Consider the following 24,801-nt stretch of genomic DNA (forward strand, 5'->3'; position numbering starts at 1 on the left):
AAAACAGTCGCGAGAGGCGACTGCTTTTGTACTTATTGATTGGAAACTTGTGGTTTGACGATCGTTTCGTTTAATGAACGTTGATCGCTAATGATGTCTTCAGCTTGTGTCGCCCGTTTAATGAAGAAAGCAAGGACGAATGCTAGACCAGCAATGAACGTCGAGATGAAGAACGCATAGTTGATTCCGTCAAGCGTTGCTTGCATCGTAATCTGCTGTTTTAAAGCAGCAGCCGCTTCAGCTGTCGGTTGACTCGTCATGTTCTTCGCTGCTTCAGCCGCGAGTTCTGTTCCACGTGTCTTCGCATGCGTCGACATGATTGTAACAAGCAAGGCGGTACCAATCGCACCGGATACTTGTTGCAACGTATTGTTCATCGCTGTTCCGTGTGGATAGTAACGTGTTGGTAACTGGTTCAAACCGTTCGTCGAGACTGGCATCATGACCATTGACATCCCGAACATCCGCAATGAATACAGGACGATCAGATGCGTATACGTCGTATCCATCTCAAGCTGACTGAAGTAGTAACTGGTAACGACTGTGATGAACAAACCAGTTAACGCAAGAGGACGACCACCAATCTTATCAAACAGTTTCCCGTTGATCGGTGACATGACGGCCATCAAGATGGCACCCGGTAACAGCATGAGACCCGCATCGAGTGGTGAGATACCGCGAATTGTCTGGACATAAATCGGAAGCAATAACATCCCGGAGAACATCGCCATCGTGACGACCATCGAGATGGCAGAAGACAAGGCGAACATCGGGTAACGATAAATCTTGAAGTTGAGCATCGGACGTTCCATATGGAGCTGACGGTAAATGAATGTCACGAGTGCGATAACTCCGACGATCAACGCTCCATAGACGTGGAAGCTGTCCCAACCCTTAGAGCCAGCTGAGCTGAATCCGTACAGTAAGCCACCGAAACCAAGTGACGAAAGTGCAACGGAAGCAAGATCAATGCGAGTGGCAGACCGTTCCTTGACGTCACGAAGTAAGAAGAAACCAGCGACGAGAACGATCAAGGCGATTGGTGTGATGAAGTGGAACAACATCCGCCAATCATAGTGCTCGATGATCCAACCAGATAGCGTTGGTCCGATTGCTGGAGCTCCCATCATGATTAATCCGAAGAAGCCCATCGCAGTCCCACGTTTTTCAATCGGGAAACTGACGAGCATGACGTTCATCAGCAACGGCATCATGATCGCAGAACCGGATGCTTGAATCATCCGTCCTGCGAGCAAGACAGGGAAGACTTCTGCGAAGCCGGCAAGAATCGTTCCGGCCGAGAAGAGGGTCATCGCGAGTAAGAAGAGGCGACGAACCGAATATTTTTGAATCAAGAACGCAGATGTCGGAATTAAGACACCGTTGACGAGCATGAAACCAGTCGACAGCCATTGAGCAGTTGATGGTTCGATCGCTAAATCCTTCATGATCGAAGGCAGGGCGATGTTGAGCAAAGTATTATTTAAGAAAGCAATGAATGCCCCGATCATCAAAACGGCGAGTATGCCGTAAGGAGCCCGAGCAGTATGAGTTGCACTTTGTTGCATGAGTATCCTCCTAACTAAACTAACGGTACAGATTTCTATACGGTCGTTCTATCTGTAGTTTATCTTAATCTGATTTAGTTCGAATTACAAATAATAATAGCTAAGAAAGATAATTTTATTTTTTGTGTAAGATTGAAAGCGTTTTTCTAGTAGGCTAAACGAGAAGAACAGCATGTTGTACACTCGAAATCGCTTCCTAGGGAAACGATTCAAGGTAAACAAAAAAGCGCAATCCTTCTCGTTAAAGAAAAATTGCGCGTCGTCTTTAGTTTGAAACAGCCGGAGGCTTGTTTCATAGCTAGCATTACTGGACGTTCGTTTCGAGTGCATCTTTCGTGATGTCGTAATGAGAGGCTGTCCAGACCGATTTACCGTCTTGAATGAACAAAACTTGTGGTGACTCGTGTCGAACGCTGTAATGTTCGGCGATGTGGTTCGATAACGTCCGAGCTTCTTGGACGAAAAGATACGCCGTTGGAACAGATGTTTCATCCGCGAACTTCGTATACTCCGAGAATCCTGCGGCACTGATCGGGCACGTCGTGCTGTGTTTGCAAATCACGAACGCGGTGTGTTCGGACGCAAATTGATCAAAATCAGAAATAGATTGCAGTTTACGTGGTTGTGTCATGTATATCACCCTCCATACGTCCGGAGACGTTCACTTAACTTTAGATTTTCCCGGTAATCGACCGGACAGTCAATTAAAACGGGTCCATCACTTGCAAATGCTTGGTCAAGACAATGTGCGAGGGAACCATGCTCACCGACACGAAGACCGAGTGCCCCAAAGGCGTGAGCCAGTTGAACGAGGTCTGGATTGTCAAACGTGATGTAGGACGACCGCCCATACGCTTGTTGTTGTTTCCATTCAATCAGTCCGTAGGTTCCGTCACGCCAAATCAATACGACGAGTGGAAGCTTCAGACGAACGGCAGTTTCAAGATCTTGTCCATTCATCAGAAAGGCACCATCTCCAGCCGCACAGACGATTCGCCGATTCGGATATAACAGCTTGGCTGCGAGCGCACTCGATAAACCATAGCCCATCGAAGCGAATCCATTGGAAATGAATAATTGATCTGGACGTGTCGTTTGATAATGACGAGCGAGCCACACTTTATGGGCGCCGACGTCTGAGAAGACCATGCCATCCTCCCCGACGGTTCGTTCGAGTTCACGGACGATACTTTGAGGATGTAAAGGCAAGGCAAGCGAGTACGTTTCTTGAATCTCGTCGCGTAATTTATCGCGATCGTGTTGCCAGCCGTTCCACGCACGCTCTGGAAGTAAAGGAGTCAATACAGTCAGCATATCGACGAGTGGTCCGACTACGTTCGCGACGACCGGATAATAGGCATCGATTTCGTGAGGATTCGTATCCAAATGGACGATTGGTGTCTTTTTCGGGTTCCATTTTTGCGGAGGTAACTCCGTAATATCGTAGCCCACCGTAATAATGAGGTCACTCGCATCGAGAATCCGCTGGTTGTAATCGACGTCCGGTAAACCGATCGTGTGTGCAGCGAGCGGATGGTGTGAAGAAATCGCTCCTTTTCCCATCATCGACTCGACGACAGGAGCTTGGAGCTTTTCGACGAATGCTCGAAACGCTTCAAGTGCTTGCTGCCGGTGGATGCCAAATCCAGCAATGATGACGGGCCGTTTTGCTCGTTCAATCAGACGTAAAGCATCGGGATCATCAATCGTCAAGGAATGGAGATGCGTTGGCGTACTATCCTGCTGTAAGGGTGTCACTGATTGATTACGTTCTTGTTTTGCGATGTCTTCTGGAAAAGAGATATGGGTTGCCCCTGGTTTTTCACTACTTGCTGTCGCAAAGGCACGTCGAACGATTTCCGGGATGACCTCCGCCGACAGCACGGACGTACTGGACTTCGTGACAGGACGATAGAGATCTACGAGATCAAACATTTGATGCGACGCCTTATGTTGCCGTGCTGTTGCGCCTTGACCCGTGATCGCGACGACAGGGGAGTGATCCATCGTCGCACTTGCAATACCGGTCATCATATTGGTCGCACCAGGACCTAGTGTCGATAGGCAGACACCCGGTCGCCCACTCAGGCGACCGAACATCGCTGCCATGAAAGCGGCGTTCGTTTCGTGACGTGTCGTGATAAAGGTGATCGACGAACGACTGAGCGATTCGAGCAATGTGATGTTTTCCTCACCGGGAACACCAAAGATATGCGTGACGCCCTCTGCCTCTAAACATTGGACGAACCAATCCGCCGCGTTCACGCTAGTCCACCGATGGAAATGTACTTCGTCTCAAGATACGCTTCGAGTCCTTCACTACCGCCTTCGCGCCCGAGACCGGATTGTTTCATTCCACCAAATGGTGCTTGCGCAGCAGAAGGAACGCCATCATTCCAGCCGACGATTCCATAATCAAGCCCCTCGATTGCACGAATGGCACGCGCGTAATCCTTTGTAAAGACGTACGAAGCGAGACCGAATGGTGTCTGATTGGCGTAACGAACCGCCTCCTCATCAGAACTGACACGCTGGACGGGAGCAACAGGTCCGAACGTCTCCTCGTTCATGATCAGCATGCCGGGTTTTACGTCCGCAAGAACGGTTGCTTCATAATAATAGACATCGTTCTCCTCATCCGTCGTTCCTGTTCCGCCCGTGACGACTCGTGCACCAGCGGATGTCGCATCATCAACATGTTTTTTGACTTTATCGTAACCCGCTTTATTGATCATCGGTCCAATCTTCGTCTCAGCATCCAGACCGTTTCCGGTCTTCAACTTCGCTGTCTCTTGCCCGAGTTTTTCAACGAACGCGTCATAGATCGAGTCGGATACGTAAATCCGGTTTCCGCAGACACACGTCTGTCCGCCATTACGGAATTTAGACTTAATCGTCTCAGCAACAGCTAAATCAAGGTCACAGTCATCAAAGACGAGAATCGGTGCATGTCCTCCGAGTTCGAGCGACATCGCCTTGATCGTCTCTGCTCCTTGAGCCATCAGCGTCCGTCCGACTTCGGTTGAACCAGTGAAGGTGATCTTATCGACATGTGGATGTGTCGCGAGTGATTCACCGAGTGCTTTCCCGCTGCCTGTAACGGCATTGACGACGCCTTCTGGAATCCCAACTTCCTGACAGAGTTCAAGAAGACGAAGCGCGGTAAGCGGAGTCGCTGTTGGTGGTTTGATGACAAACGTACATCCGGCGACGAGTGCCGGAGCAAGCTTTCGGGTAATCATGGCAGCCGGGAAGTTCCATGGTGTGATTGCAGCAACGACACCGACCGGCTGTTTGATGACTTGAAGTCGTTTAGAAGCATCATGCGTTGGAATGACACGCCCATACGCCCGTTTTCCTTCCTCTGCAAACCACTTGACGAAGTTTGCGGCATACTGCACTTCACCTTCTGATTCAGCGAGCGGTTTCCCCATTTCCAGCGTCATCAGGCGAGCCAGTTCATCTTTTTTCTCAATCATCTTCGCATATAATTTCTCGAGAAGTTCGGCACGTTCGTAGACCGTCCGTTTCGACCAATCAGGAAATGCCTTCCGTGCTGCTTCGACAGCATCGTTGACGTCTGATTTTGTTCCGTTTGGTACACTACCGACGACTTCCCCGGTCGCCGGATTCGTAACATCCGTCCGTTCTCGTCCGTGATCTAGCCATTGTCCGCCAATAAAGAATTGTCCCTTCATCCTGAAAATCCCCCTTTTTTTACGTGCATTGATAAGGGTATACCCGAACGAAGAAAAAAAGATTCACTCTCGGAAGGAAAGGTTATGCAAAAGGGTAGAAATCGACCGATAAACAGTGTAGGATAATTCAGTAAATGTAATGTAAAACGCTATGAAATATTCATCGTGAATAAAGAGTGACACCCGTTGATGTGAAATGGTGGAATCACCCCCGAAACATTGACTTTAAAAGTGGATTTGATAAGATGAAGGTAGAGGATTTGCGCAATCGGTTGCGCTTTAAAGATGACTATGTATTGGATGATGAAAAAGACCACTAATGACTGACCTACGAGAGGATTCACGACACATGACACAAATGATACCGCGCCCTGAAACGGCCCAACAAACAATTACACGAGCTTGGTGGAAAGAAGCAGTTGCTTACCAAATCTATCCACGCAGCTTTTACGATGCAAACAACGATGGAATCGGCGATATTCCCGGTATCATCGCAAAACTGGATTATTTGAAGGATCTTGGTGTTGATGTGCTTTGGATTTGTCCGATGTTTAAATCGCCAAATGATGATAACGGATATGACATCAGTGATTATGAAGATATCATGGATGAATTCGGTACGATGGCGGACTTTGATCTCTTAATGGAAGAAGCGCATAAGCGTGACATCAAGGTCTTGCTTGATCTCGTCGTCAACCACACATCCGATGAACACCCGTGGTTCCTTGAATCACGTTCGTCAAAAGACAATGAGAAACGCGACTGGTACATCTGGAAAGATGCTGTAAACGGTGGTGAGCCGAATAACTGGGAAAGTATTTTCGGTGGATCAGCATGGGAATATGACGAAAAGACAGAGCAGTACTTCCTCCACGTCTTCTCACGTCGTCAGCCGGACTTGAACTGGCAAAACCGCGACATGCGTCAAGCCGTCTATACGATGATTAACTGGTGGCTCGATAAAGGCATCGACGGTTTCCGAATCGATGCGATCAGTCACATCAACAAGGATCAATCATTTGCTGATCTCCCGAACCCGCTCGGTATGCCGTATGTCCCTTCATTCGATATGCATATGAACGTCGAAGGCATCCATGCGTATCTCGAAGAGTTGAAGGATGAGACGTTCTCTAAATACGATATCATGACAGTTGGAGAAGCAAATGGTGTCACACCGGAAGAAGCGGATCTATGGGTCGGAGAAGAGAACGGCAAGATGAACATGGTCTTCCAGTTCGAGCACATGGATCTCTGGCGCGCAGATGCGGAAAAAGGCGTCGACGTCGTCAAACTGAAACAAGTGCTGACGAAGTGGCAAAAAGGACTTGAAGCAACAGGTTGGAATGCCTTGTACCTCGAAAACCACGATAAGGTTCGTTCGGTCTCCCTTTGGGGCGACGAGGAACAGTACTGGAAAGAGAGCGCGAAGTCGCTTGCGATGATGTATTTCTTCATGCAAGGCACACCGTTCATCTATCAAGGACAAGAGATCGGGATGACAAACGTTCAATTCCCGGACATCTCGGATTATGATGATGTTGCTACGAAAAATATGTACGAGATGCAACTTGCTTCTGGTAAGACACATGAGGAAATCATGGAAGTCATCTGGAACTCGTCCCGTGATAACTCACGTACACCGATGCAGTGGACGAATGAGCAAAACGGTGGCTTCTCGAATCAATCTCCATGGTTTGGTGTCAACCCGAACTACGCGGACATCAACGTCGCGTCGCAAGAACAAGATGAAGATTCAATCTTGAACTTCTATAAACGAATGATTCAAATTCGTAAGATGGAAGAGACGTTGATCTACGGCGCGTACGATCTTATCTTACCGGAAGATACAAAAGTCTACGCGTATACACGGACGTTTGGTGACGAACAGTTCTTGATCGTTACGAACTTAAAAGGCGAAACAGCAGAAATCGATACGGACATCATCTTGCACTCGGACAATATGTTGCTTGGCAACTATCCGACGATGCACCATGAAGGAACAGAACTGGAACTTCGTCCATTCGAAGCTCGTCTGTACCGTGTGCGCTAATATGTTTTGAACGGATTCGAAGTATATCGAATCCGTTTTTTTGTTGCATGTAAGCAGAAGGTGCATCAGACGAAAAAATCGTGTACGCTAAACGATGAGGTGATAGAAGTGAAACCAGTAAAGTACCCGGTGTCATTACGACAGGTGACGACGATTGAAGATGGTCCGATGCGTGAATCGGTCGAACTTGAAGCGGACGGCACATTGTTTGAAACAAAAGATGGTTTTGCCGTGATGTTCGTTCAGCCGGATGAACAACCGATTGATACGACGATCAAATGGTCAAAAGATCAGATCGCCTTGAATCGTAAAGGTCCTGTTGCGATGCATCATGTCTTTATTTTAGGAGAGACGACCAAAAGCCAGTATGGCAGTCAGTTCGGTCAAATGTTGATGGAAACAGACACGGAAACGATTGAGATGAAACGGCAACAGATGCAGTTTCGCTATACATTAAAGATGAATGGACAAGCAGTCGGTACGTATACGATTGATTTAACTTGGGAACGGAGTGAGACGAATGGCATTTGAACAAACAGTACGTCAAATGGAGCAGATGTTGGAAGAGGAATGGTTTGAGTGGCTCGAGAACGATGAGCCGCGTTATAACGAATGGCGTGATCAACTCGAAGCACTCGCAGAGCAGGCCATCACGGAATACAATCCGAAGGTCGACCCGGAGTCCATCGATACGCTACTTTTAATTAATGAAGAATTACCTGTCTTGTACGGCGAAGATACTGTCATGCTGTATACAGCACTCTTGAAAGCACGTCAGGAAGACGATCAAGTGTACGAACGTTACTTGACGATTCTTGGTGCGTTCGCAGACGAACAGCATCCAGCAATCCGTGAAGTCGAAAAGTTAGTCGCTAAAAAGGATTATAAAAATGCCTTCGCACGTGCAGTCCGTCTGCCACAGTCGCTCGGCTTAGAATAAACAATCACAGTGGACCATCTTGTATTAGACAGGGTGGTCTTTTTTTAGGAGGAAGCGCCATGTATCCACTTTATCGAATCATCGTCGCGATCATCCGCAAAGACGCTCAACTGCTCGTAGTCAACAACCAATCAGGACTGGACGCCCGTTGGAGCTTACCCGGTGGACAGATTGAATCTGGAGAGACCCTCGAGCAAGCACTGCGTCGCGAGGTGGAAGAAGAAACTGGCTTGACGGTCACATCGTCGTCGTTTGCCTTCTTAACGGAGAACTTCATGCCAACTTATCAAGCGCACAGCCTTGTGACTTATTTTGATTGTCAGGTGAGTGGAAGAGTTGATCCAAATGATCCCGATGAAGAAATCATCGAGACGAAGTGGATCAATCAAACGGAGTTAGCGAAGTACATCACGAGTGAAGACGTCCGTCTTCCGTTATCGGCATATTTAGAAGAACAGCACAAAGGCTATTATATGTTTGAAGAGATGAAGTGGTAACTCGGCTGTCATCGTTTCTTTACATTCCTTAAAGCCGTCTCCATCGTTCATTTACATTCGCTCGGTATGATGAAACCATCATCGTGAACAAGGAGGAAACACGAATGAACAAGAAATGGATGGCGACAGGTATTCTCGGTACAGTGCTTATGACAGGAGTTGCAGGCTATACATATGAATCGGCTCAGCCGGTCGAGGCAAAACAGAACACGAAACAGGCGAAGGTTAAAAATGTCATTTTCATGATCCCGGACGGTTATTCGGCTGCCTATGCAACGAATTATCGCTGGTATCAAGGAGGCGAGGAAACTGAACTCGACGGTCACTTAAAAGGAATGATGCGGACGTATTCGGCAAACACGAAAGTGACCGATTCAGCAGCTGCCGGAACGGCGATGGCAACAGGAACAAAAACGAACAATGGAACAATCGGCATGGATCCGAGTGGAAAAGAAGTAGCATCTATTCTTGATCGGGCGGATCAAGCAGGCAAAGCAACAGGACTTGTCTCGACATCAGCCATCACACATGCGACACCAGCTGTTTTTGCATCGCATGTCGTAACGCGCGCGAACGAAGCGGACATCGCGAAGCAATACATGGATGAAATGAAAGTCGACGTCTTACTCGGTGGCGGTCAGAAATTCTTTTTTGATCAAAAGAATGGTGGTGTCCAAGAGGCTGGTAATCTAGTGAAGAAAGCAGAACGGGCAGGCTATCAGTACGCGGATTCACTCGAAAGTCTAAATGAGACAGACGGTCGTAAAGTTCTTGGTTTGTTTGCAGAAGAAGGAATGGCACCAGAACTGGACCGAGAAAATACGAATCAACCGAGCCTTGCGACGATGACATCGAAAGCCCTGCAAACATTGAAGAAAGACCGCGATGGCTTCTTCTTGATGGTAGAAGGCAGTCAGATCGACTGGGCGGGTCACGCGCATGATGCTGCTTGGGCGATGAAGGATGCAGAGGCGTTCCACCAGGCAGTTGAAAAAGTGCTTCGTTTTGCAGCAAAAGATAAACACACATTGGTCGTCGTTGCTGGTGACCACGATACAGGTGGTATGTCAGTCGGTGGATACGACGAGTACGTCGCAAAACCGGAAGTCTTGAAAAACGTCAAAGCGACGGGTGATGAGATGGTTCGTCAGTTCAATGATGACTTATCGAATATCGCAACTGTCGTCAAACGGGAAACAACGTTCGATTTGACGGCTGAAGAAATTCAGACGTTGCAAAAAGTGGATGCGAAGAAACGCGTCATGACATTGAATGAGATGATCAGTAAACGGGCATATGTCGGTTGGACGACTTCGGTACACACAGGTGTTGACGTTCCGCTCTACGCGTACGGTCCACAAAGCGAACAGTTCAGTGGGTTGCATGAAAATACGGACATCCCTGGCCTGATGGCTAATGCCATGAAATTAAAAAAATGACGTATTGGACGTGATTAAATCAAGCGGTGGATCATCCACTGCTTGATTTTTTTTGAGTACTTATCTGCTTATGTGACACAGTAAAAACTAAATGAAAAAAATGAATGAATAGCCATTCATTATATGCTATACTCATTTCAACACAACTGCTTTAGGGGGAAAGGGGTTTGTTCGAACATGAATACGTTTTTACTCATTAACTGGATTGCCTTCCTACTCGTCATCGGCTATGCGGGCTATCTGTTCACGTCACTCGTCAAAAGTCGTTATGCCGCCATTAAACGGGGAAAAAAGGCGGAATGGACACTGACGAACAAAGAACGACTTGACGCGGTCTTAGTCAACGTCTTCGGCCAAAAGAAATTATTAAAGGATAAGAAAAGTGGCGTTATCCACGTCATGATGTTCTACGGCTTCTTACTTGTTCAATTTGGAGCGATCGATTTTATCTGGAAAGGACTCGCCGTCGGTCAGCGTTTCCCGCATGTTCCACTCGGTCCGCTTTATCCGATTTTTACATTCTTCCAAGAAATCGTCATGCTTGTCATCTTGATTGCCGTCGTTTGGGGATTTTATCGCCGGTACGTCGAGAAACTCGTCCGCTTGAAGCGGAATTTCATGGCAGGTCTTGCGTTGATCTTCATCGGTGGTTTGATGGTCGCCGTCCTATTCGGAAATGGATTCTTCCTTGTCTATGAGAATCATTCGACGCTCGGTGAACCGGTCGCTTCAAGCATCGCGTTCTTATTCAGTTGGGTGCCGGAATCAGTTGCGTTCGGATTATTCGTCTTCTTCTGGTGGGCGCATCTCTTGTTCTTACTTAGCTTCATGGTCTACATCCCGCAAGGTAAACACGCGCACTTGATTGCCGGTACAGCAAATGTCTGGCTCGGTCGGACGTCAAAAGTCGGGCGTTTGGCACCGATTGATCTATCCGTCATGGAAGAGGCAGAAGATGACGAAGCGGAGTTCAGCTTCGGCGTCAACCGGATCGAAGATTTCAATCAGAAACAGCTCGTTGATCTATATGCTTGCGTCGAGTGTGGACGCTGTACGAACATGTGCCCAGCGAGCGGAACCGGTAAGATGCTGTCGCCAATGGATTTGATCGTTAAATTACGGGACCATCTCAACATGAAAACGGCAGCGATCACCCAACGTTCGCCATGGGCACCTGCCTTTGCGTTTGAAGGATCGCAAGGCAACCAAATCGCTTCACTGGCAGCAGCGGGGCAGATGGATATCGTTCCGGATTCATTGATTGGGAATGTCATTACGGAAGAAGAAATCTGGGCGTGTACGACTTGTCGGAACTGTGAAGATCAGTGTCCGGTCATGAACGAACATGTTGATAAGATCATCGACCTCCGTCGTCATCTCGTCATGATGGAAGGCAAGATGGATCCGGAGATGCAACGGACGATGGCAAACATCGAACGTCAAGGTAATCCGTGGGGGATGAACCGGAAAGAACGCGAAAACTGGCGGAAAAACCGGGATGAACTCGTCGTTCCGACAGCAAAGGAGAAGAAAAAAGCGGGCGAAGACTTCGAGTACCTGTTCTGGGTTGGTGCGATGGGATCGTACGATAACCGAAGTCAAAAAATCGCGATGGCGTTTGCGCGGATTCTAAACGAAGCTGACATCTCGTTTGCGATTCTCGGGAACGATGAGAAAAACTCAGGCGATACACCGCGCCGGATCGGGAACGAAGTCTTGTTCCAAGAACTTGCAGAAGCAAACATCAAATCATTTGAGAAATATGGCGTCAAAAAGATTGTCACGATTGATCCGCACGCCTACAACACATTCAAAAATGAGTACCCCGACTTCGGACTGAGTCCGGACGTTGAAGTCTATCACCATACTGAATTGCTTGCACGACTGATTGACGAGAAACGCATCACACCGCTCCATGAAGTCAAGGAGCGTGTTGTCTATCACGATTCGTGTTACCTTGGTCGCTACAATGACATTTATGACGCACCACGTTATATTCTCGAGAAGATTCCAGGAATCACGCTCGTTGAGACGGAACGTAACCGGGAAAAAGGGATGTGTTGCGGTGCTGGCGGCGGGATGATGTGGCAAGAAGAGAAAGTCGGCGCACGGGTCAACGTCGCACGGACGGAACAATTGTTGACCGTCCAACCGTCTGTCATTGGGTCAGCATGTCCGTACTGTCTGACGATGCTCAGTGACGGCACGAAGGCGAAGGAAGTCGACGAGACGGTTGCTACGTACGATGTCGTCGAATTACTCGAACGGTCAATCGTCGGTGTACCGGTCGAAGAACCTGTTGTAACCGTATAATAAAGTGGGATGAAACGATTATTCTCGTGCGAACGGGAGTAGTCGTTTTTTTCTCTAAAAAAGCGCGACGTTTTACTGTATGGTTTTGACATGATAAGATAAAAGAACTAGCTATGGAAAGGAGGTGAGAATCTTTTGGGAAGGCGTTACTTCGAATCGGTCAGGTCGCGGAGACCACCGGCTTATCAAAACGAACGATCGATTACTACACATCACTTGGTCTGTTAACACCAGAGCGCACCGCATCTGGTTACCGTTTGTATGACGAATCGGTCATTCATCAAATCGAAAAGATTGAATATTTGAAGTCTCAACGGCTTTCCCTGCAAGAGATTCTTGCTTCTTTTACGGAACGGGAACAAAAAACAGGGGAGACGATTTATCAGGAAGTGAAACAACTTCAGGCGACAGTTGAAGGACTCGAGCAGCGTTTGTTAGATTCGACGGACGTCGAAAAACAAGCGATTCGCTTAGAATTGTCACGGCGTCTGACATTGATTGCTTCCTTGATTGCACAGCTTTAATACAAAACAATGGAGGTGACCCCTGTTTAGGGGATTTTGGATACTATATTATTCATCAATTTATTTTTAGTGGTCTTGTTGATTGCGTTGACGGCGTTTTTCGTCGGATCGGAATTTGCTGTCGTTAAGGTTCGGATGTCGCGTTTGGATCAAATGATTCAAGAAGGGAACAAAAGTGCCGTCCTTGCGAAAAAAATCGCGGGCGATCTTGATTACTACTTGTCTGCCTGTCAGCTTGGTATCACGGTCACGGCACTTGGTCTTGGGGCACTTGGTGAACCAACCGTTGAAAAGATCTTGCATCCTGTCTTCGACGACTTCGGGATCTCTGCTGCTGTTTCGACACTCTTGTCGTTTGGTATCGCATTCGTATCCGTAACGTTCTTACACGTCGTCATCGGTGAACTCGCTCCGAAGACGCTTGCGATTCAGTATGCAGAACGCATGACATTGTTGTTCGCCCGTCCACTGTATGTGTTCGGTAAAATCATGTACCCATTCATTTGGTTACTCAACGGTTCAGCGCGTTTATTCCTCGGTCTGTTCGGTGTCAAACCAGCAGGGCACGAACAAGCTCACTCGGAAGATGAATTGAAAATCATCATGGCGCAAAGTTTCCAAAGTGGTGAAATCAACCAAACGGAACTTGCCCTCATGCAAAATGTCTTTGCGTTTGATGAGCACATCGTCAAAGACTTGATGGTACCGCGAATGCGGATGGAGACGATCTCGGAACGTTTGACGAAGGATGAACTGATGGAAATCTTCATGGATAATCCATACACGCGTTATCCGGTTACAGAAGAAAATGATAAAGACCGGATTCTCGGATACGTCAACGTCAAGGAAGTCTTGACGGATTATGCGAACGGAAATGAGCATCCGGTGACACATTATCTGAAGGATTTACCGGTTGTTTCGGAAGTGACGTCGCTTCAAGAGACACTTCGCAAGATGAAACGGACCCGGACCCATCTCGTTCTCGTCGTCGACGAGTACGGTGGAACGGCAGGTCTCGTCTCGATGGAAGACTTACTCGAAGAAATCGTCGGTGAAATCCGTGATGAATTCGACGCAGATGAAGTCGAAGAAATCGAACAGGTCAAATCGGACGAGTTCCTACTCGACGGTACAGTCTTGCTCGCTGACCTAGAAGAACGTTTCAATATTCGTTTTACGAATGTCGAAGATGTCGATACGATTGGTGGCTGGATTCAGATGCACAACATTGATCTTCAGCCAGGTGAGCATATCGACACACCAGACTTCTCCGTCGAAGTGATGGAGATGGAAAACTATCAAATCAATCGCGTCAAGATTTGGTTGCATCCAGCTGAACAAGCAGAAGCATAAGATGGTCGGTTCCTCATGGAGGAACCGGCTTTTTTTTCATCGCATCAGTCAAAAAATCAAGAATGGACGGATTGTGCGAACTTTCGGCAGTCATGATAGGAGAATGCAGAGAGGAGCGGGAATGTATTCTAATACGACTTTTTTGTTGATTCGCGTCCTATGAAACGAGGAGGTATTCCGTGCTTGAGCAGATCCCATTCTTACTGAGTCGTTTAGGTATGTTAGCACTGTTAGCCTTTTTATTGTCCCAGTGGCGCATTTCCCGATACATATTCAAGATGGACCGCGGAATGAACCTTCCACTGCTCTTCGCATTCGTGTCATCCGGTATTCTGATGAACTACGCAGGAATTGAACTTTCGCAAGATACGACGATTGACCCGTTACTCGGGTTAGCTGTCGAAAAGGATGCCCTGTTGCTCGATACCCGACTCGCTGTCATCGTGACGAGTGGATTGATTGGTGGACCGGTAGTCGGCGGCATCACGGGATGTTTGGTTGGTCTACATCGTTACGTGCTTGGTTCGTTAGGGGCAGAAGCAGGTTGGATCATCGCAATGCTCGCTGGACTTGCGAGCGGCTGGTATCGAAAACGCTGGCGTTTGCATGATGGTTATGCAATTGTTCCGCCCATCGGTATCGTATTGACAGCGTTATTGTTTGAGAGTGGCGTCACGTTATTGCTTGCACCGGATACGACGGAGGCACTGGATTTGATGGGTCGAGCCGCCTTTCCGTTACTGTTCGCAAATATGTGCGGTGTCGTATTGTTCATCATGATTTTACGGACACAACTTCGACTCGAAGGTGCACTCTTCGTCCGGCAAACTGAGCGTTCCGACCGTTTACTGCAAGCGTTACAGCCCTTACGAAAGCAAGGATTGACTTCCGAAGTCGCGCGACAGATTGGAGCGACATTATTGAAGGAAACAAAGATGCAACGAATTGTCGTGCTCGGGGCGACAGAAGTCGTCATCGATATGACGGACCAGCAACCTGCAGTCTGTGGCGAGCAACCGAGACGGGAGGAACAACGATGGATCGAAGCAGAAGAACCCGTCCGACAAGAAGACGAGCAGACGGGGCAAATTTTAAGTTTTCACCCCATGCGTATCAACGGTCAAAAAGCAGGGGTCATCTGTTACTTTTCGAAGGATTTATTTGATGATACCGTCGAGCGGATGACGGAACAACTTGTCCGTTTATTAGCACGAGAGCTACACATGCATCGAGAAGATCAGTTGCTTCGGTTAAGTGGAAGAAAGATGAAACCGATGTTACACGTCAGCTATCTGAAAGGAATCATCGAAGAAATCCAGCGGACAGCTGACCCGGGAACGCCTGTTAAACATCAACTGAATGCACTGTTGCAGCTTCTGACAGCAGCGACGCGGCATGATGAACATCCACTACGCGAGGAATTGGCAACTTTAAAGGCATACTTATCATTAGAAGGAACGCGACGTCGTCCGAATCAACTGACCTCTGCGGATATCACGGTCGATCTTGATATCGAGACCGCTGTTGAAGAATACTTCGTGTTTCCATTCCTTGTGACACAGCTTGTCGATAATGCACTGCGTCATGCATTCGTAAAGGCAGGACGACATCACCGGATTGATGTCCGTGCTTTCAAGACGACGACAGACTGGGTCATCGAAGTTACGGATAATGGGCAAGGTGTACCGCCTGCTGTGATGCAACAACTGGATCAAAAAGAAGCGGGTGATTCGAACCTGTTTCTGATTCGACGCGCATTAGACGTGACATATGGTTCGGTCGCAACATTACATGTCCACTCAATCACGCATCAAGGTACTCGGATTGAAGTACGATTACCTCTTCCGTCCCTTTGACAACAATGGCATTTTGCCATTGTTGTTTTTTTGTCTTGTTCCGAGGGTAAATACGAAAACAGGAAAATGTATCGTACAGGAGGAAGCAGATGATGATTACAACAACAGAAGTGGGACAACTAGGTGATCAGTCCTTGTTACGATTCACGTTAGAGAATGTGCATGGGCATAGTATCGATATCTTGAACCGAGGCGCAAAAATTCTTGCCATCCGGGTTCCGGATCAACATGGAATAATCGAAAATGTCGTACTCGCGTTTGACGACCTATCAGAATACCAAGATGATCCGCATCACTTAGGTGCAACGATCGGGCGGGTCGGAGGGCGAATCGCAAACGGCGCGTTTGCGCTAGAAGGAATGACGTATGTACTCGAACAAAATGAGGGCGAGCATCACCTCCATGGGGGAAGCGAAAATTGGGCGAACCGGATGTTCACGCACGAAATCAACGACGACAAACTTGTTCTACGTTTAGATAGTCCAAGTGGTGAGAACGGGTATCCGGGTCATTTGTCGTTCACGCTGACCTTCGAATGGACAGACGAGAACATCCTGCATATCCATTATGAAGCGGAGACGACAGCTTCGACACCATTCAGTCCGACGAATCATACGTACTTTAATTTGACGGGTGAGGCAAAAACGACGATCGAACAGCATCTGTTACGAATGGATGCACCTTTTTATGTTCCGTTGACGAAAGATGCGGTACCGACCGGTGACATTCTCCCGGTGACAGACACCGTCTTTGATTTTCTCGATACCCGCCCGTTACATGAAGTGACACATGCATCAGACGAACAACTCCGCCAAGCAGGTAGTGGTGTCGATCACCCCTTCCTGCTTAGAGAGGGTGGAGAAATCGTTCTCGACGAACCAATCAGTGGGCGGCGATTGCGCGTCGTGACGGATCAACCGGGAGTCGTCGTCTACACCGCTAATCATTTGTCGGGTGAGTTTACGATTTGCGGAAGACGAGCAACACCGTACCTCGGAATCTGCTTTGAGACACAAGGATTACCGGATGCGATCAACCAACCGAATTTTCCTTCCGTCGTCTTGCATGCCGATGAGCACTATCATAAGCGTACATCGTTTCATTTTCAGATGATGTCATGACGTTTCTTGCGATTTCCACTTCTGTATATGGTAGGATAAAGCGAGAAGAATCTAACGGAGGCTAAGGAAAATGACTAAAATAGCATGGGTGACCGATAGTATGGCCTATTTCACGAAAGAAGAGGCAGAAGCGATCGGCGTCAATGTCGTACCGATTCAAATCTTACTCGGTGATACGGCGTATCAAGAGAATGCGATCACGGTCGAGCGATTGTTCCGTGCCCTAGATGCGGACAAAAAGCTGATTGCCAAAACATCACAACCAATTTTTGGGGAGTTCGTTGGAACATATGAACGTCTGAAAGAAGAAGGTTATGACTGTGCAATTGCAGTGCACTGTACGAATGGATTATCGAGTACCGTCCAAAGTTCAGCATCAGCAGCGGAAGCAGCCAGCTTCCCCGTTCATATCATCGACTCTCATACGGCGTTTGAGAACCAACAAGAGTTCATTCGTTACGGGATGGAGCTCGCGGCACAGGGGAAATCCGTCGAGGAAATCGTCGCAGCCTTACAAGCGTTGACGAAAAAGACCCATTTCTATATGATCGTCGGTAATATGGAAACGATGCGCCGGGGTGGACGTGTCTCATCCGGTGACTTGTTCCTTGCGAACCTACTCAGCATCAAACCGATCATCACGACGGATGAAGCAGGAAAAATCGTACCATTCAAAAAAGCACGTTCTTTAAAGAAAGCTTACATCGAAATGGTTAAACAAATCGATGAATCGATGCGTCAGCACACGTTCTACAAGAACCGGATTTATGTCGCGACGACGATGGCACCGGAAATGGCAACGGAACTGCGGCAACAAGTCGCAGCGAAGTTCCCGGATTTGACGATTCTTGAAGGCACGTTCGGACCAGCAATTGGAACACATGCTGGAGCAGAAACAGTCGGTCTATTCTGGATGAATGATTAAATTAAAACGGATACGACAAGAGGCGACGGATTTTTCCGTCGCCTCTTGTTTCGTTCAAGCTGTAAGTGTGATTCCAAGGAAAGCTGCAAGAATTCCGAAACCGTAGCTCGAGATGAGATAGAGAGTAAGTACTTTACGATTTCCGTCCTGAAATAACTGTAATGTCTCGATTTTAAACGTCGAGAACGTTGTAAACGATCCAAGGAAACCGGTACCTAAGAGTAACGTCCATGTCGTATCCAGATGCGCACCGATGACGAGTCCGAGTAAAAACGAACCGAGTACATTAATCAGGAACGTCGCCAGAGGAAATTCGCGTTTCCAAAACGTCTTCATCCATTGACTGACGGCAAACCGACTGATAGCACCACAAAAAGCACCGATGGCAAGGGCGAGTAATTCCATTCACCCACGTCCTTTCGTCACGTATCGCAGTCGTCGTGTCCCAAGCGCGTAACCAAGATAAGACAGGAACAGACCGCCGAATAGGCTGACGAGCATATAGAGGAACGCGTCCGCTAGATGATGTTCGTTGAGTAAGGTCACGGTCTCGACGCTAAATGTCGAAAACGTCGTAAATGAGCCGATGAAGCCTGTTCCGATGGCTGTGATCGCATATTGATGCAAGAGTTTCGTTCGAAATAAAAAGTGTGTCGCGTAGCCGAGCAGAAAGCTACCGATCAAGTTGATCGCAAGCGTGGGCCACGGAAACGGACCGTTCGTAAAGTCGCCAATCAGCAGTCCAAGTCCATAACGTGCAGAGGCACCGAGAACACCTGCGAGACCTACGAGTACATAGAGCATAGGAATCCTCTTTTCTGAAAAAAGTCTACGTTAACCGTACTCCCGCTCTCAAGAAAGCGTCAAGAAAAAAAGTCATCGGAGAGACTTAACGATTGAATTCTTTCTGCCGATGAACAATTGTATGACTTTACTATGATGAAGGAGTTTGAACAAGATGGTATCTGCCCTCGAGCAACAAAGTACAAAGATTTTATCCCGTCTGATTGCAACGTTGATTACAATTGCGCATCCGTTGATTTTCGTATTTGCCCAAATGAATTACGTTCCAATCAGTGTGTTCTATCAGTTTTTAGTCGGTGGTCTGATCTTGGCGGTCGCGTTGCTGGTCGGCAACCGGCTACTCGGACATCGTCCGAGTGGGAAATATGTTCAAGTGACATTAACGTATCTCGTCCTCGCCTTAGTTTTGATGACATTACCGTCCCCAATCATCTGGACGATTGCTTACCTTTATTTGACGATTTCAATCGTCTATTTGATTCCGCGTCTCGTCGTTCTGGCTGGGATTTTCGGACTACTTGAAATGGCGTTATTCACAGCCAACGGAACGATTGTCTTTACGAACACATTCGACTTGATCGTCGCGTATGTCATCTATTTGATGATCTTCTCAGCGGCTGTCTTCGTTGCCGTTTTTGGACGAAACGTCATGCAGGCAGTTCGTCAAGAACAAGAGCGATCGGAAGCTTACGCGGCAACGTCGCAAGTCGCCCTTGAGCAAACGGCAGCAACAGCAACGGAAGTAACGACGTTCACAGAAGAGATGAGTGAAACGGTCGACGCGGCGAAGGATTCTTTCAGTCAGGTTGATATGGCGATGCAACAGCTGGCACATGATGCAGCAGGAAGCGTCCAAGCGATTCGTGAAATTCGCCAATTGAATGACCAGCAAGTCAACCGGATGGAGGATGTGACGGTTTCAGTCGATCGCGCCCTCGAGCGGAGTTCCTCATCGCGGACAACCGCTGAACGAAGCAGGCAGACGATTGGTCTAGCTGGACAATCCTTGCAACAATTGACGACGAGCATGGATGAGTCGGTCACGTCGTTCGGACAGCTCGCTGGACGTTTCCAAGAAATCGTCGCGATTACGTCGAGCATTAATGCAATTGCGGCTCAGACAAACTTGCTCAGTCTTAACGCGTCGATCGAAGCAGCCCGCGCTGGTGAGTTCGGAAAAGGCTTCACGGTCGTCGCGCAAGAAATTCGCAACCTGTCAGCGCAGACGGCAGAAGCGTCAAAAGAAATCAATGCGATTATCGAACGTGTCGATCAAGACGTCACACAAACCGGTAACTCGATTCATGCCAGTACGACACTGTTACGTGAGCAGGAAGAACGCATGGCAGAGAGTCAGTTAGCGTTGCAAACGATCGAAACAGATGCAACGGAAGTCGTTGGTTCGATCCAGTCGGCACAGACCCAGTTCGCGACGATGACGAACAGTCTTGTTGCTATCACGACAGCAGCCGGTCAACTCGACACGTTCATGAACGCCTTGCTCGCACAAAGTGAGTCGTTATCCGGTCTGACACGTCACCAAGTCGGTCAGGTCATGGAACTGCAACAGGCGATTCATGCCTTGAACGAGACGGCATCAACCCTTCAGCAAACGAATGGCTAAGAAACAGCTCCTCATCGATCGATGGGGAGCTGTTGTGCATCTTCAGACTGTTTGTCGGTGGAACGGACGGGGAAGAAGATAGGGAACGAATATTGAAGGAGGAGTCAACGGATGAAGGCAGCTTACATTGAACAGTATGGTGGATCGGAACAATTCAAGGTTGGAGAACTGGAAAAGCCAGTCATCGGACCGGATGATGTCTTAATCGAAGTCTATGCCGCGAGTGTGAACCCGGTCGATTGGAAACTACGCGAAGGCTACTTGCGTCAGATGTTGAGCTACGAAATGCCGCTCGTCATCGGTTGGGACGTTGCTGGCGTGATTCAGGAAGTCGGAGCGAACGTCTCCGATCTTCAAGTCGGGGACGCTGTCTTCAGTCGTCCGGAAATCGCTCGTCAAGGGACGTATGCAGAGTACGTCGCAGTCGATGCGCATTTAGTTGTGAAAAAACCAGAATCGCTCAGTTTCGCAGAAGCAGCGTCTCTGCCACTCGTCTCGCATACAGCATGGCAGGTCATGTTCGAAGTGATGGATGCGAAGCCGGGTGACCGGATCTTCATTGGTGCCGGATCAGGGGGTGTCGGAACCGTCGCGATTCAACTCGCGAAAGCGAATGGTTTGTACGTTATTACGTCAACAAGTACGAAAAACGTTGACTGGGTAAAAGCACTTGGAGCCGACGAAGTCATCGACTACAAACAGGAAAATCCGGCGGATCGTGTTCGCGACGTCGATTTTGTATTCGATACAATGGGCGGCGACAAGCAAGGGGAACTGTATCAGATGCTGAAGCCGAACGGCATGCTCGTCTCGATTTCTACACCACCGGATGAAGAGCAAGCGAAGCAACATAATGCACGATCTGCATATGTCTTCATGCAACCGACCGGTGAACGTTTGCGGCATATCGCTAAAGCGGTCGAGCGTGGCGAGCTACAACCTGTCGTTGATCGGATTTTTGATCTGGATCAAATCAAGGAAGCACATGATTATGGCGAAGAAGGGCACGCAAAAGGAAAAATCGTCATCCGGGTCAAAGGAGAATAAGGAGCAAGAGAGCGCTGAATTCAGCGCTCTTTTTTTTGTGTTGTCAATCTATTTTTCTAACCTGAAACAAAAAAAGACCTGGTTAAAAAAGTGTAAAGGATAAGGGGTTGCTTCTTCCTATACTAGGGCTATCAGACGTGAGTCAGCCACATTAAAAGGAGGAAGTAACATGAAAAAAGGATTGAAGTGGGCAGGAATTATCGTGATTGGCGCAGTCATTCTCGGGAATCTAGGAGATGACGAAGAACAAGGAGCACCGGAGAAAAAAGTAGAGGTCGAACAAGAAGCAGTCAAATCAGAAGCAAAACCCGTGAAAGCAAAAGCAGCGGCGAAGCCGGTCAAGAAAACCTATGGCATCAACGATCAGGTGAAGGTCGGGAAACTGACGTATGTCGTCAATGACGTCAAGATGGTCGATTCGTTGTCGAACGTCCTCGGCGAAAAGAAAACGTCAGGACAATTCTTAGTCATCGGGTTGACGATTCTAAATGGAGACAAGGAAGAACGGTTCGTCGACAGCAATATGTTTAAAGTCAATGTCGGCGATACGGAATACTCAGCCGATACGGAACTTGATCTCTATGCAAATGAAGACGGGATGGGCTTCTTCTTAGAGACGATCAATCCGAACATCGAAAAAACCGGCAATATCGTCTTTGAATTACCGAAACAGGTCAAAAATCCAATGCTTGAAGTCTCATCTGGCTTTGGCTGGGCAGGTGGACAATCGAAGGAGATTCAATTGACACGATGATTAGTGAGCAGACAAAGGAGTAGCGGGCAAATGCCTGCTACTCCTTTGTCGTTATCGTTTTAATTGTTGGATCGAGAGTTCAGGCGTTAATCGATCGAGTAAAGCGAGCGTCTCTGGATGAGAGGCAAGCGTCTGGTCGAGCGCGTTTCGTTCAGTTTCTAAACAAGCCAAATAACGTTGAGCCGCTTCAGCGTGCGTTGCGGGTGTCAGGACGTCATAGATTGCTTCAAGCGCAAAGCGTGGATGGTCTGGCAATGTCGTCGGAATCGTCTTTAATCCGAGTTGCGCTCGTTCAGGAACATGATGATGGAGTAATACTTTTGCGAACTTAATCAAGGCGCTACGGAGCATCTCGACTGCCCATAAGTCATTTCCCCGAGCTGCTGCTTTTTTATATTGAAACAAGAACCAGACAGCATCGATTGCTTCATCGGTCGCTTCTTGAGCAGAAAGTGTTAAGTCACATGTATCGGTAAAGTCCGTCAACTGTTCTTGTGGATCATACAAGACGCGCAATTGATCCTTGTGGTTCAGCGAATCGAGCGTCACCGTGAATAAATCGATATGTAGGAGATCATCATAGACGACGATCATTTGTGGTGCGATGATGTCGATCTCATCTTTCCAGATGATTGAACGATAAGTAGAAAGATGGGACAAACGACGCGATAAGAATTTTGTTTGACGTTCTTCTGAGACGAGACAGTACAAATCGATGTCTGAATGAACATCTTCTTCTCCCCGCCCGAAGGATCCTTTCAAGAAGATGGCTTCGACTGCAGGATCTTGTTTGAGTCGAGCAACCAGTTGCTCGATCGCATGAAGTTGATGCATAGGAACTCATTCCTTTCCAAAAACAGAAGTCTATTACGTCAGTATACGTGATAATAGACAGTTTATTCCATAAAAAATGAGAAATCGCATCGGAATGGACTTCTCATTGTGAAGTAGACGTAAGTTTGTCTTTATTTTCGAGATGGATGACGTGTTGTTCGCCCCATGCATTGATGGCGTCAAGAACGGGGATAAGTGTCCGTCCATAGTCCGTTAGAGAATACTCAACGCGTGGCGGGACTTCCTGATAAATCTCGCGATGAACGATGTCGTTCAGTTCAAGTTCACGCAGTTGAGCCGTCAGCATTTTTTGCGTAATGTTCGGCAATTGGCGTTTCAATTCACTGAAGCGGAGCGTTCCGTGTGTGATCAAGACGAGTAAAATCGACGGCTTCCATTTTCCGGTCAAGATTTCGAGCGCTGTCTCGACGCGACAGCTTGGTGTCTCTTCCATCGGTCTTCCTCCTTCATGGTATCGTTTAGGATACTATACCACTTATTCGTGCCTACTTCCGTTTCGATCGCTTCCGCGTAATAATAGGGGTACGAGCTATTTCATTGAAGGAGGAAACAACATGTCGATTCACCCACAGATTACACTCGGTCCTGTTCGTTTACGCGTCACGGATTTCGATCGTTCGATTTCATTTTATACAACGTCACTTGGATTACGTGTGCTGACGCAAACGGATCAGCTCACAGTTCTTGGCGCACAAGATACACCACTCGTTGAACTTGAAGTCCATCCGAATGCCCGTCGTTTCCCACCGAACTCGGTCGCCGGGTTATATCATTTTGCGATTTTGCTACCGAACCGAAAAGAACTCGGTTTCGTCATCCGGAATTTGATCGAACAAGGGATTGAGATTGGTCAAGGCGACCATCTCGTCAGTGAAGCCTTTTACCTATCGGATCCAGATGGGAACGGAATCGAGATTTATGCCGATCGTCCGCGTGAGACGTGGACATACGAAGCCAATGGAGACGTCAAGATGACGACGGATCCCGTCGATTGGCAAAGCATGCTTGTCGAAGCGGGAGAAGAAGACTGGTATGGCATGCCGAGCGATACGGTCATAGGACATGTCCATTTCCACGTCAAGACACTCGAAGCAGCGCGGACATTTTATGTCGAGACGCTCGGTTTTGAAGTTGCCGCTGACGCTTCGCGAATGCGTGCATTGTTCGTTGCTGCCGGTGGCTATCACCATCACATCGGTCTGAACGTCTGGTCTGGTGTCAACGCACCGACGAATCCGGAAGATGCGGTCGGACTCGTCTACTGGACACTACGTTATCCGGATCAAGCGACGCTTCAAGCAACAATCGAGGCGTTGAAGTCTTCCACTTATACCGTTACCGATCAAGCAGGCGATGTCTATGTCACCGATGATGCTGGAATTACCGCTCGATTAACAACGTAACCAAAAAAATCCCCTTGCAGTGAAAACACT

At 48.0% G+C, this 24,801-nt stretch carries 23 protein-coding genes; 15 read left to right on the plus strand and 8 right to left on the minus strand.

From position 1 onward, the window contains the following. Positions 1-32: 32 nt before the first annotated feature. The 4 genes from L985_RS01640 to L985_RS01655 form a co-directional block, all read right to left on the minus strand. Positions 33-1,568, minus strand: a complete 1,536-nt coding sequence (locus tag L985_RS01640; RefSeq protein ID WP_023466811.1) for a DHA2 family efflux MFS transporter permease subunit — start codon at positions 1,566-1,568, stop codon at positions 33-35. A gap of 304 nt (positions 1,569-1,872) precedes the next feature. After that, positions 1,873-2,199, minus strand: a complete 327-nt coding sequence (ytxJ, locus tag L985_RS01645) for a bacillithiol system redox-active protein YtxJ (RefSeq protein WP_029343222.1) — start codon at positions 2,197-2,199, stop codon at positions 1,873-1,875. Positions 2,200-2,204: 5 nt separating this feature from the next. Then, a complete protein-coding gene (locus tag L985_RS01650; protein ID WP_047391866.1) occupies positions 2,205-3,833 on the minus strand; it encodes an acetolactate synthase large subunit in 1,629 nt (542 codons plus the stop codon). Next, complete coding sequence (locus L985_RS01655; RefSeq protein ID WP_023466816.1) at positions 3,830-5,266, minus strand: NAD-dependent succinate-semialdehyde dehydrogenase; 1,437 nt, start codon at positions 5,264-5,266, stop codon at positions 3,830-3,832. Before L985_RS01655 ends, L985_RS01650 begins: the two co-directional genes overlap by 4 nt. A gap of 349 nt (positions 5,267-5,615) precedes the next feature. Here L985_RS01655 and L985_RS01660 point away from each other — a divergent pair, with 349 nt between their 5' ends. From L985_RS01660 to L985_RS01710, 11 genes are all read left to right on the plus strand, one after another. Further along, positions 5,616-7,316, plus strand: coding sequence for a glycoside hydrolase family 13 protein (locus L985_RS01660; RefSeq protein WP_052169408.1), 1,701 nt, complete (start codon positions 5,616-5,618; stop codon positions 7,314-7,316). Between the two features lie 129 nt (positions 7,317-7,445). Next, positions 7,446-7,847: a YwiB family protein gene (locus L985_RS01665; protein ID WP_235609852.1), complete on the plus strand. Its 402-nt coding sequence runs from the start codon at positions 7,446-7,448 to the stop codon at positions 7,845-7,847. Next, the gene (locus tag L985_RS01670; protein ID WP_047391863.1) at positions 7,837-8,256 is read left to right on the plus strand and encodes a hypothetical protein; all 420 of its coding nucleotides are present in this window, start codon (positions 7,837-7,839) and stop codon (positions 8,254-8,256) included. Before L985_RS01665 ends, L985_RS01670 begins: the two co-directional genes overlap by 11 nt. Before the next feature lie 59 nt (positions 8,257-8,315). Further along, positions 8,316-8,753: an NUDIX domain-containing protein gene (locus L985_RS01675; RefSeq protein ID WP_029343227.1), complete on the plus strand. Its 438-nt coding sequence runs from the start codon at positions 8,316-8,318 to the stop codon at positions 8,751-8,753. Between the two features lie 104 nt (positions 8,754-8,857). Further along, positions 8,858-10,192: an alkaline phosphatase gene (locus tag L985_RS01680; protein WP_029343228.1), complete on the plus strand. Its 1,335-nt coding sequence runs from the start codon at positions 8,858-8,860 to the stop codon at positions 10,190-10,192. Between the two features lie 177 nt (positions 10,193-10,369). After that, the gene (locus L985_RS01685; RefSeq protein ID WP_029343229.1) at positions 10,370-12,505 is read left to right on the plus strand and encodes a (Fe-S)-binding protein; all 2,136 of its coding nucleotides are present in this window, start codon (positions 10,370-10,372) and stop codon (positions 12,503-12,505) included. A gap of 155 nt (positions 12,506-12,660) precedes the next feature. Next, entirely contained in the window at positions 12,661-13,029 is a 369-nt protein-coding gene (locus L985_RS01690) for a MerR family transcriptional regulator (protein WP_029343230.1), read from the plus strand. Positions 13,030-13,065: 36 nt separating this feature from the next. Further along, positions 13,066-14,382, plus strand: coding sequence for a hemolysin family protein (locus L985_RS01695; RefSeq protein ID WP_047391857.1), 1,317 nt, complete (start codon positions 13,066-13,068; stop codon positions 14,380-14,382). Between the two features lie 179 nt (positions 14,383-14,561). Further along, a complete protein-coding gene (locus L985_RS01700; RefSeq protein WP_047391853.1) occupies positions 14,562-16,238 on the plus strand; it encodes a LytS/YhcK type 5TM receptor domain-containing protein in 1,677 nt (558 codons plus the stop codon). Positions 16,239-16,327: 89 nt separating this feature from the next. Beyond that, positions 16,328-17,359, plus strand: a complete 1,032-nt coding sequence (locus L985_RS01705; RefSeq protein WP_029343232.1) for an aldose epimerase family protein — start codon at positions 16,328-16,330, stop codon at positions 17,357-17,359. A 70-nt stretch (positions 17,360-17,429) separates the two neighbouring features. Further along, positions 17,430-18,284 (plus strand): DegV family protein, encoded by an 855-nt coding sequence (locus L985_RS01710; protein WP_029343233.1) that lies wholly within the window; start codon positions 17,430-17,432, stop codon positions 18,282-18,284. Positions 18,285-18,338: 54 nt separating this feature from the next. Here L985_RS01710 and crcB (L985_RS01715) read toward each other — a convergent pair whose 3' ends face one another. Both crcB (L985_RS01715) and crcB (L985_RS01720) read right to left on the minus strand, forming a co-directional pair. Next, positions 18,339-18,689: a fluoride efflux transporter CrcB gene (gene crcB, locus L985_RS01715; RefSeq protein WP_029343234.1), complete on the minus strand. Its 351-nt coding sequence runs from the start codon at positions 18,687-18,689 to the stop codon at positions 18,339-18,341. Beyond that, complete coding sequence (gene crcB / locus L985_RS01720) at positions 18,690-19,088, minus strand: fluoride efflux transporter CrcB (RefSeq protein WP_029343235.1); 399 nt, start codon at positions 19,086-19,088, stop codon at positions 18,690-18,692. It abuts the gene before it with no gap. A 154-nt stretch (positions 19,089-19,242) separates the two neighbouring features. Here crcB (L985_RS01720) and L985_RS01725 point away from each other — a divergent pair, with 154 nt between their 5' ends. The 3 genes from L985_RS01725 (at position 19,243) to L985_RS01735 (ending at position 22,513) form a co-directional block, all read left to right on the plus strand. Further along, positions 19,243-20,712: a methyl-accepting chemotaxis protein gene (locus L985_RS01725; protein ID WP_029343236.1), complete on the plus strand. Its 1,470-nt coding sequence runs from the start codon at positions 19,243-19,245 to the stop codon at positions 20,710-20,712. Positions 20,713-20,823: 111 nt separating this feature from the next. After that, on the plus strand, positions 20,824-21,759 hold the full coding sequence (locus L985_RS01730; RefSeq protein WP_029343237.1) for an NADP-dependent oxidoreductase: 936 nt from the start codon (positions 20,824-20,826) through the stop codon (positions 21,757-21,759). A 169-nt stretch (positions 21,760-21,928) separates the two neighbouring features. After that, positions 21,929-22,513: a DUF4352 domain-containing protein gene (locus L985_RS01735; RefSeq protein WP_052169407.1), complete on the plus strand. Its 585-nt coding sequence runs from the start codon at positions 21,929-21,931 to the stop codon at positions 22,511-22,513. 51 nt (positions 22,514-22,564) lie between these two features. Here L985_RS01735 and L985_RS01740 read toward each other — a convergent pair whose 3' ends face one another. Together L985_RS01740 and L985_RS01745 are read right to left on the minus strand one after the other, a co-directional pair. Next, a complete protein-coding gene (locus L985_RS01740; protein ID WP_029343240.1) occupies positions 22,565-23,347 on the minus strand; it encodes a nucleotidyltransferase domain-containing protein in 783 nt (260 codons plus the stop codon). 103 nt (positions 23,348-23,450) lie between these two features. Beyond that, positions 23,451-23,801 (minus strand): winged helix-turn-helix transcriptional regulator, encoded by a 351-nt coding sequence (locus tag L985_RS01745; RefSeq protein WP_029343241.1) that lies wholly within the window; start codon positions 23,799-23,801, stop codon positions 23,451-23,453. A 121-nt stretch (positions 23,802-23,922) separates the two neighbouring features. Here L985_RS01745 and L985_RS01750 point away from each other — a divergent pair, with 121 nt between their 5' ends. Beyond that, complete coding sequence (locus L985_RS01750; protein ID WP_047391846.1) at positions 23,923-24,771, plus strand: VOC family protein; 849 nt, start codon at positions 23,923-23,925, stop codon at positions 24,769-24,771. The last annotated feature ends 30 nt before the right edge of the window (positions 24,772-24,801 follow it).

Source organism: Exiguobacterium sp. ZWU0009, assembly GCF_000798935.2.
In the GTDB taxonomy this organism is placed as follows: Bacteria; Bacillota; Bacilli; order Exiguobacteriales; family Exiguobacteriaceae; genus Exiguobacterium_A; species Exiguobacterium_A acetylicum.